This is a genomic window from Mesorhizobium sp. Root695 (genome assembly GCF_001428185.1).
In the GTDB taxonomy this organism is placed as follows: Bacteria; Pseudomonadota; Alphaproteobacteria; order Rhizobiales; family Rhizobiaceae; genus Mesorhizobium.
In genome coordinates this window covers 1-8,991 of sequence record NZ_LMHO01000036.1, presented here as the reverse complement: position 1 = coordinate 8,991, position 8,991 = coordinate 1, and the positions used below count along the sequence as shown (strand labels likewise).

6 protein-coding genes are annotated in these 8,991 nt (G+C 58.1%); 4 read left to right on the top strand and 2 right to left on the bottom strand.

Going from position 1 to position 8,991, the window contains the following annotated elements:
- Positions 1–392 precede the first annotated feature (392 nt).
- Complete coding sequence (locus ASD99_RS25175; protein WP_056585604.1) at positions 393–1,829, top strand: amidase; 1,437 nt, start codon at positions 393–395, stop codon at positions 1,827–1,829.
- A gap of 5 nt (positions 1,830–1,834) precedes the next feature.
- Here the strand turns inward: ASD99_RS25175 and ASD99_RS25170 are convergent, their stop codons facing one another.
- The gene (locus ASD99_RS25170; RefSeq protein ID WP_057145265.1) at positions 1,835–3,079 is read right to left on the bottom strand and encodes a M24 family metallopeptidase; all 1,245 of its coding nucleotides are present in this window, start codon (positions 3,077–3,079) and stop codon (positions 1,835–1,837) included.
- A gap of 242 nt (positions 3,080–3,321) precedes the next feature.
- On the opposite strand from ASD99_RS25170, the gene ASD99_RS33655 reads away from it, so the two are divergent.
- Positions 3,322–3,666 carry a hypothetical protein gene (locus tag ASD99_RS33655; RefSeq protein WP_156389075.1) on the top strand — a complete coding sequence of 115 codons (345 nt, stop codon included), beginning with the start codon at positions 3,322–3,324 and terminating at the stop codon, positions 3,664–3,666.
- 27 nt (positions 3,667–3,693) lie between these two features.
- Here ASD99_RS33655 and ASD99_RS25165 read toward each other — a convergent pair whose 3' ends face one another.
- The gene (locus ASD99_RS25165; RefSeq protein WP_057145264.1) at positions 3,694–5,826 is read right to left on the bottom strand and encodes a DUF262 domain-containing protein; all 2,133 of its coding nucleotides are present in this window, start codon (positions 5,824–5,826) and stop codon (positions 3,694–3,696) included.
- Between the two features lie 342 nt (positions 5,827–6,168).
- Here ASD99_RS25165 and ASD99_RS25160 point away from each other — a divergent pair, with 342 nt between their 5' ends.
- Together ASD99_RS25160 and ASD99_RS33650 are read left to right on the top strand one after the other, a co-directional pair.
- A complete protein-coding gene (locus ASD99_RS25160) occupies positions 6,169–8,706 on the top strand; it encodes a DEAD/DEAH box helicase family protein (RefSeq protein ID WP_057145263.1) in 2,538 nt (845 codons plus the stop codon).
- A gap of 12 nt (positions 8,707–8,718) precedes the next feature.
- Positions 8,719–8,895 (top strand): hypothetical protein, encoded by a 177-nt coding sequence (locus ASD99_RS33650; RefSeq protein WP_156389074.1) that lies wholly within the window; start codon positions 8,719–8,721, stop codon positions 8,893–8,895.
- Positions 8,896–8,991: the final 96 nt, after the last annotated feature.

Below are 8,991 nucleotides of genomic sequence, written 5' to 3'. Positions count from 1 at the left end.
CCGCCCGGCCAGACATGCGCGTCCAGCCAATCTTTCGAAACATCAACTCCACAAATAATCTTGTTCACGGTAACCTGCCTTGTGCGTACGGTTGGAACCAAGCGACTGTTCGGTCGTGCGTGATGAAGGCGAAGGTCCCAAGCTCTCCCGCGGCTGTAACCTCAGGGGGTACGGGCGACTTCGCCAAGCCAAGGTCCGGGCGGCCACCCGGACCTTGGCTCAATCGCTCTAATCCCACGAAATCTCTCTCGTGTAGATACAAGGGGATCGTAAGCGTTGGAGCGCGTCCCTTCTCCCCCTCGCTTACGGGGAGAAGGTGCCGGCAGGCAGATGAGGGGCGGCGTCAACGTTGGCAAGATCAACGAACGACGTTGAAAAACTGGGAGAGAGACATGGTCACCGACAGTCTGCTGAAAACCTATGCCGAGTCCGACGCACTCGACCTGGCCGGACTGGTGCGCGGCGGCCAGGTTTCGCCGGCGGAACTGGTCGAGGCGGCGATCACCACAGTCGAGCGGCTCAACCCGGCGCTCAACGCGGTCATCCACCGCCTCTACGACATGGCGCGCGCCCAGGCCCAGACGGTCGACAGATCAGCACCCTTCGCCGGCGTGCCGTTCCTGCTCAAGGAGCTGGCCTCGTCCTGGACGGGGGCGCCGAACACCAACTCCTCATTCTACCTGAAAGACGTCGTCGCCGACTTCGACACCGAAGTCGTTCGCCGCATGAAGGCGGCCGGGTTGGTGCTCATCGGCAAGTCGAACGCGCCGGAGAATGGCTGGTCGATCACCACGGAACCAAAGCTCTATGGTGTGACCAAGAATCCGTGGAAGGAAGGCATCACACCCGGCGGCTCAAGCGGTGGCGCTGCCGCGGCCATCGCTTCGCGCATGGTGCCGATCGCCGAGGCCAGCGATGGCGCCGGCTCGATCCGCATCCCGGCCTCCTGCTGCGGTATCGTCGGGCTGAAGCCGTCGCGCGGCCGCGTCAGCCTCGCGCCGTTCGGCGACTACTGGTATGGCGGCGCCTATTTCCTGTGCTGCTCGCGCACCGTGCGCGACACCGCGGCCTATCTCGATGCCGTCGCCGGCGCGCTGCCGGGTGATCCCTATACGCCGCCGGTCCCCGACGGTTCGTGGCTCAGCCTGTCGGCGCGGGCACCGAAGAAACTGCGCATCGGCTTTTCCGTCACGCCGCCCAATGGCACGGCCATCGATACGGAGGTGAAGGCGGCGGTGCTGGCGACCGTGGCGGCGCTCGAGCGTCTCGGGCACCATGTCGAAGAGCACGACATGCCGCTCGACGCCAATGCTGTGTGGAAGACCTACACCAACATGACCTGCGTGCAGACGGCGGCGACCTTCGATTATCTTGAAACGGTGATCGGCCGGCCGGTGACGCCAAACGACGTGGAGGCGGTGACCTGGGCGATCATCGAGCGCGGCCGCGCGACCAGCGGTACCAGGCACATCTCCGACGTCGAGCAATTGCGGCAGATCGGCCGCGACATCGTCGGCGACCTCGGCGCCTACGATCTCTTCATAACCCCGACGCTGACACAGCTGCCGCGCCTCCTCGGCTATTACGACATGTCGGAGACGGACATCGACCGCTACAACGCCAAATGGGCGGACTCGGTGTTTGCCTTCCCCTTCAACATTTCCGGCCAGCCGGCGATCTCGCTGCCGCTCGGCTGGTCGAAAGGCGGCGTGCCGATCGGCGTGCAACTGGTCGGCCGCTACGGCGACGAGGCGACCGTGCTGGCCGCGTCGGCGCAGCTGGAACACGAGATGCCATGGAAGGAGAGGCGGCCGCCGGTGACTGCATAAGCCGGCTAACCTATTGTCTCCAGCCGTCTCGGCATGAGGTTCATGGCAACAGGTCCGTCCGGCGTAATCAGGAACTGGTCCTCGAGATTGAAGCTGGCGAGACCGTCGATGTAGAGCGGGATCTCGAAGGCCAGCACCATCCCGGCTTCGATCACGACATCGCTGTCGGCCGCAATGAACGGCCATTGTTCTGAGAAGACCGACTGGCCGACGCCATGGCCGAAATGACCGCGGCGATAGGAGCGCAGCCCTTGCCGCGCCAGGCTGTCGGTGGCGACGCGATGCACGTGGGCGAGCCTGGTTCCCGGAACAAGGGATGCCAGCCCGTCGTCAAAGGCCCGCTCGGCGATTGCATGCAGCTCGGCCTGCTCGGCGGATGACGGCCCGAAGGTGAAATTGCGCGACATGTCGGAGGCGTAGCCGCCGACCGTGCAGACCATGTCGCACTTCAGCGGATCGCCCGGCATGGCTTTCGCATCGGCATCCTTGGCCCGAGCGCCCAGCGTGACATACTCGGCCGTGGCGACCGGATACGACAGTCCGGCCGCGGCCGTGGCGACACCTTCCCGGTACAGGGCAATCAAATCGGCCTGGCGCATGCCGGCCATGGCATCCACCTGCAGCCGGTCCAGCCCGGCTTCCGACAGGATGATGCCTTGCTGCAGCAGGGCGATCTCGCGTTGCGACTTGATGGCCCGCAACCTGTCGAGCACCGACGAGCCGTCGACCATCGTGCAGCCCGGCAGCAGCGCCTGCAGGGCCGAGAAATCGGCGGCGGCGATGAAATCGAGATCGACGCCGATCATTGCGTGCTCCAGTCCGAACCCGGTCAGGATATGCTTCAGCTCGCGAACGGAATGGGCGAGCTCGAATGTAGCCGGTCGCGAAAAACCAGGCGCCCGGCCGGACGAGGCAAGGCCGGCCTCAACGCGTTGCGCCAGCCCTTGCCCTGACGTCGAGGCGTCAAGCGTGGCGGTTTCGATCCAGATCGGATGGCTGCGGATGACAGCGTCCGGCAGAACCCTTTGCAACTGTGCAGCATTGAAATCCGCCACCACGACGCCGATCGGCAGGTCTTGGCCAGCCGGGATGACGACGAAGCCAGCGCCGGCGCGCCGGAACAGCCCGGCCGGGCCGATCGAGGCCCCGGTCGCATAGTGGAAGGCCTCGGGCGCGCACAGCACCAGCGCCTCGATGCCGGCGCGGTCCATCAGTTGAGCCGCGCGCTCGCGGCAGACAAAGCCTGTCATCAATCTTCTCCGGACGTCCGAAGTGGTAACGGAGCATTCCGGGCAGCGACGTTCAAGGGGCGAATACCGGGTAATCGCTGGATACAGAGCTAGCGGCCGCAGGTCGCATCGCAATCGGCCGGCTGGTCGAGCCGTCTCGGGCTCCGGCACCGGCTCGTTCGGGCCGATACCGAGGGCGCGGCGAAAAGCATCTCTGTCGTTTCGCGTGTATCTTTCAGGGACGACACGGCAGCGGTGCAAGCGTGGTCGATCTCAGTAAGGTGCCATTAAACCGTCTCGCAATGGTGCCTATCGCCAAACTTGAGCTGCCCAGAAACGAAAAAGCCGCGGCGGACCGCGGCTTTTCGATGCTTGATTCCCTGGAAGGAACTGGAGCGGGTGAAGCGATTCGAACGCTCGACCCCAACCTTGGCAAGCGAGAAATTACGCCGTCTAAATATTCGACCGGGATCGCTCCGAATTCGTTCAAATACGCAAGAGTACGCGTTCCTCCGACACCCGAAACATTGGCGACTTCTGAACTGAACGATAGTCCCGTGAACTGGCGTGAACCACACCGAAGTTCGGAAACGGTGACCGCGCGGTAACCCTGCGGCCTGCACATCCCTGACGAGTTAGACGAAGCGCTCTTCTTTGTACAAGTCCGCCTGCTCCCCAATCATCTCGCGAGAAGAGTTGCCGCTCCTGACGTAAAACCGTTCCTGAGCCGCGCCACCCTTGTCGGCAAGCTTCAGATAGATCGGCTTGTTCGCCGGCATAATGTCGACGCGGCATATCTCTTTTTCTTCAATCTGCGGAAATGTCAGCCTCAGCTTTGTGGCTGCGACGGCCTCACCGAACGCGTTGATGGCCAAGGTCTTTAGATGCAGCTCGAACTTGTCACGATTACCACCGTTCAGCGCCTTGTAATCATTGTCGAGGCCGGAGATTGATCCGTTGTCAGCGACGCCGATCAGCAACGTGCCGCCCTGTGCATTCGCGAAGGCAGCAATCGTCTTCATGATTACGCCTTCCAGTTCTTTGTTCACAGTGCCCTGCTTCACGTCCCAGCGTAGGGTTTCCTTGAATTCGACTTCTTCGTTTTCTCCCTCAGCGATCAGATCTTCAAGGTTGATAGCCTCTTCCACCGCTTCCGTTTCTGCCAAACCTTCAAGCCAGGCATTGAGGCTGTCAGCTAGCATCTGCCGACGTTTCCTGAGAAATAGCTCGTAGTTTTCTATCTGCCAAAGTTCCCGATCTTCTGGGATCAGTTGGAGAGCTAAGGCTTTGGGTTGATTGGCGACGACCGATTCCAGATAGGCTTCCGTTTCCTTGGCACCTTTGGACCGATTTGCGATTTGCGTCAGCAGAGCGCGATTGGTCAGCTCCTGAGCGAGTTGGTACTTGAGGCGGTTTTGCATCCCATATCCGGCATCCCTCAGGTTGGCGAAGGCGAAGATATGGTCATTTTCTAGTTGGTATTTCTCCCCCATGGGGCGGTGAATGGACACCCCTGTTGTCAGGCACTTCGCCCCCCGGCTCTTGAGATGCCACCGCAAAAGACCGAATAATGGGTTCTGGATTGCGCTACCGACGAATTCGTCCGGCGTGATGGCGATCGCGCCGCCGCGATCCTCCCGGATCACGTCGAGCAGCCGGTCAAAAGGGAGATCAGAAGTCGCGACGATCTTAAGGTCATGGTCGAGCTTCTGCGGAAGCTGGCTTACATAGCGTCGGCGAACCTGGGAGTAATAGAACCATTTAACGACCTTCTGAATCTGGGTGTGGTTCAGCTTGCAGTCCATGCGGGAGCAGTAGGCCACGATGGGTATCAGCGCATAGATCGAGTTGATTTCATCGGTATGGTCGACGAAAGCATGGTCGCGAAGTAGGTTCGCAACGTAGTCCAGTACCTTTTCGTCAAGCGCCTTCCACGCGGCACGGATCGTGTCGTTGTTGTCTACCGAATGCAGCTTACGCATGTCGGAGCCGCTCTGATGAAGGATCGCCAATAGAGCGTAAACGACGAGGTCCAGTTTGAAAACGAAGCCGTTCTTTTTCAGGACATCGAGTTTCTTTTTGAATGCCTCGCGGGCCTTCGGCCAGTAGCCGGAAATCTGCGCCAGCGCCAACTCGGCATCGGTCAAAGCCACGCCACCCGCGTTCACGATATAGAAGATGTCGATCGCTTCGCGCAGTGCGGCACGAACCGGAATATTTTGCTCTGGAAAATCGCGATCAAGAATGCCCTGCACAGCAGCAAAATTGTCGTCGATCCTGTCTTCTTCATCCCGTACCAGTTTGCGCCCACTTGCCTCGAGAGCGCGGACAACATCCTTCGGTCGTACGGTCTTGCGGAAGATATCGGTTATGTCCAGCCAACGAGGATCGGCATCCATACGTTTGTGGTAGTATTCGATGTCGTTGGTCTCGACGTTGACACGCAAACCACGCGTATCCTCTGTGATCTCTTCGAGCGTGTAGTATGGCGGCAGCTCGCCACGAATCAGCATGTAGAGCGTAGTCACCCGTTGCTGGCCATCGAGCAGGATCTTGATTGCGCCTTGTCGGGGGTCGTAGACGTGGTTGCTTTTCAGCTCCGGCGGATGGTTGGTGTCCCAAGTGAGGATCGTGCCTGTTGGATAGCCTTTGATCATCGAGTCGATTAGCAGCTTGGCATCCCTTTTCTTCCAAACATATTCCCGCTGAAAAGCCGGAATGAAGAGTTGCCGCTCGTCGATTTTCTCAAGGATGCTTCGAATTATCATGGTTTGGCTCGGTTTGTGATTGAAAACGGGTCAGGAAAGATAGCGAGGGTCAGTGACTTCCGGCCGAGGAGACATGCCCGCGACCCCGGCGTCCGAACTTATCCCTACGGTCAATCCTGCCCCAGTTTCGTGGAAAAATTTGCATAGTGCCCCCTAGCCAATGCGCCTGCTATGAAGGGGCAGACTGCCGACTCATTGCTCTGATAGCATTGCTATCTATCCTTTGTCCGGCTTAAGCGAAACCAAGTTGATCTCGAGGGGTACCCGCAGGGGCAGAACCGTACGTATGTGATGACTGGTGCATTGATTTTTAGGGACGAACTTAGGCGGGGGACGAGTCTGTTGGCGAACAAGGAAGCTACTGCAAGAATCAAAATCAATCGACTCCTTGAAGAGGCCGGGTGGCGTTTCTTCGATGACCAGAACGGCCAGGCGAACATAGTTCTTGAACCGAACGTCAAGATTAAGAAGGCCGAAATTGAATCTCTTGGAGAAGACTTCGAAAAGGTGAAGAACGGCTTTATCGATTTCCTTTTGTTGGACCGAGATGGAAAGCCGTTGATAGTCTTGGAAGCCAAATCGGAGCAAAAGAATCCGCTCTCGGCAAAGGAGCAGGCCCGAAAATATGCGCGTTCGCAGAACGCCCGCTTCGTGATCCTGAGCAACGGCAACATTCATTACTTCTGGGATTTGCAGCAGGGAAACCCCTCCATCATTTCCAAATTCCCCGGCCCGGCCGAAATCAAAAATCATTATTCGTTCGAACCGGATGCTAAGAGGCTTGGGGCCGAGCCGATAGGCTTGGATTTCATCGCTCTTACGCAGATGCCGGGCTACGCCAATGAGGCAGCTTGGAAAGATGAAGCAGAACGCCCCGCCTTTGTCGAAACGAGCAAGCTCCGGTTCCTGAGAAGATATCAAAAGCGCGCTATCGAGCGGGTGCAAGAGGAGGTGAGCAGAGGCGCGACGCGGTTTCTGTTCGAAATGGCAACTGGAACAGGGAAAACCCTCACGTCAGCCGCCGTCATCAAGCTGTTCCTGAAAACGCGAAATGCGAAGCGAGCGCTTTTCCTCGTGGATCGGCTGGAATTAGAGATTCAGGCCGACAAGGCGTTCAAGGCGCTCCTGAAGAATGACTTCACTTCGGTGATCTACAAGGAACAGCGTGACGATTGGCGCAAGGCCGACATTGTCGTGACGACGGTGCAATCGCTTCTGTTCAACGACAAATACCGGCGCTTCTTCGCGCCGACGGACTTCGACCTTGTCATATCGGACGAAGCGCATCGCTCCATCGGGGGCAACGCCCGTGCAGTCTTCGAGTATTTCGTTGGCTACAAACTCGGCCTCACAGCCACCCCAAGGGACTATCTGAAACGGTCGAAGGATCGAACGTCGGCACGCGATCCGCGAGAAATAGAGCGGCGCATGATGCTCGATACATACCGCGCTTTCGGCTGCGGCTCGGGCGAACCGACATTCCGATACTCGCTCATCGACGGGGTAGGTGATGGCTTTCTCATCAACCCCTATGTGGTCGACGCCCGAACCGGCGTCACAACCCAGCTGCTTTCCGACCAAGGCTTCATCATCGAAACAGTGGATGAGAACGGTGGCGAGACCCACGAGGCTTTTGCGGGCCGTGACTTCGAAAAGCGGTTCTTCGCTGAGGCAACCAATCGAGCATTCTGCCAGACCTTGCTCAAGCACGGTCTTCGCGATCCGATTTCCGGTGAGTTCGGAAAAACAATTGCCTTTGCCGTAAGCCAAAACCATGCGGCGAAGGTCACCCAAATCTTGAACGAGATGGCTGATCAACTTTGGCCGGGTCGATACAAGTCAGATTTCGCTATGCAGGTAACCAGCCAGGTGGCTGACGCCCAAAAGATGACGGTTAACTTCGCTAATAACAATCTGGGTGGTCACAGCGAATTCATCCCGGATTACCGAACAAGCCGGGCACGCGTCTGCGTGACTGTGGGAATGATGACTACGGGGTATGACTGTCCCGACATTTTGAACCTCGCGTTGATGCGCCCTGTTTTCTCGCCATCGGATTTTGTGCAGATCAAGGGACGAGGCACCAGAAGGCATAACTTCGCGGAAGAGCTGTTCAACCCTGCACGGAAGGCAGCAACCGGTTCGGTCAAAAAAAGCGAGTACCGGCTGTTCGATTTCTTCGCCAATTGTGAATACTTCGAAGACGAGTTTCAGTACGATGAGGAACTCACGCTGCCGAAACCGGCCGCGATTCCTATGTCAACTGGGGGCGACATCCTCGGCACGGCCGGAGCCGTCAGCACCTATGAGTTTTTTGAACCCGACCAGGTCGTCTATCAGGTCGAACAGCAGATTGGTCTCGAGGGCATGCGCGTCGACCGCGAGCTGTTCCAGAAATTCGAACAATTTGCACGGTCGGATAGCCGGCTCAGGGAGTTGGTCGAACAACAGAACTGGGAAGCCGCAAGCCGCCGCGTTATCGAAGAGTTGTTCGACAAACCTGACGAATATTTCAATCTCGAACGGTTGCGCTATGCGGCCGGCGTAGACCGCCGAATTACGATCCGAGAGCTGATTGAAAAGGCCTACGGCTTCATCCCGAAATTCAAGAGCAAGGCCGAATTAATTGATGACGAGTTTCAGAAGTTCCTCCTCGATCAGAAGCCCGAGGAAGCCGGCCGCGTCGCCCAGATGCGCTATTTCTTTGAGGCCTATATCCGCGACGCCAAGGTTCGTGCCTTAATCGACGCAGGCCATTTCGGCGATCTCAATGTGAATCCGACCTTCACAACGCGAGACCTGCGGGAGGTGCCTGAAAAGTGGCGCAGACGCATCCCGGAATACGTCAAAGACTATGTGTCGCTGAACCCCTTCCTTTGATGAAAGATTGAAATGCTCGATAGCGAAACTAAGCGCCGTATCAATACGTGCCGCGACATCTTGGTCGGCAAGGTGCCCGACCCAAAGAGCCAGGTCGAACAGATCACGGTCGCACTCATTTACAAATTCATGGACGATATGGATCTTGAGTCCGAGGAACTCGGGGGAGCACGACGTTTCTTTACCTGAGCGCCTCCCCGAAAATCGGACAGTGACGGAAGCTACGAACTGACGTCTGCTGATCTCCAAGGACGAGGAGATCAGAATATGCGCAAACGCAGGAAC

What these genes read in the sequence shown, in the direction of transcription:
- ASD99_RS33650 (WP_156389074.1), top strand. Translation starts at nt 8,719, where the DNA reads ATGCTCGATAGCGAAACTAAGCGCCGTATCAATACGTGCCGCGACATC.
- ASD99_RS25175 (WP_056585604.1), top strand. Translation starts at nt 393, where the DNA reads ATGGTCACCGACAGTCTGCTGAAAACCTATGCCGAGTCCGACGCACTC.
- ASD99_RS25165 (WP_057145264.1), bottom strand. Translation starts at nt 5,826, where the DNA reads ATGATAATTCGAAGCATCCTTGAGAAAATCGACGAGCGGCAACTCTTC.
- ASD99_RS25170 (WP_057145265.1), bottom strand. Translation starts at nt 3,079, where the DNA reads ATGACAGGCTTTGTCTGCCGCGAGCGCGCGGCTCAACTGATGGACCGC.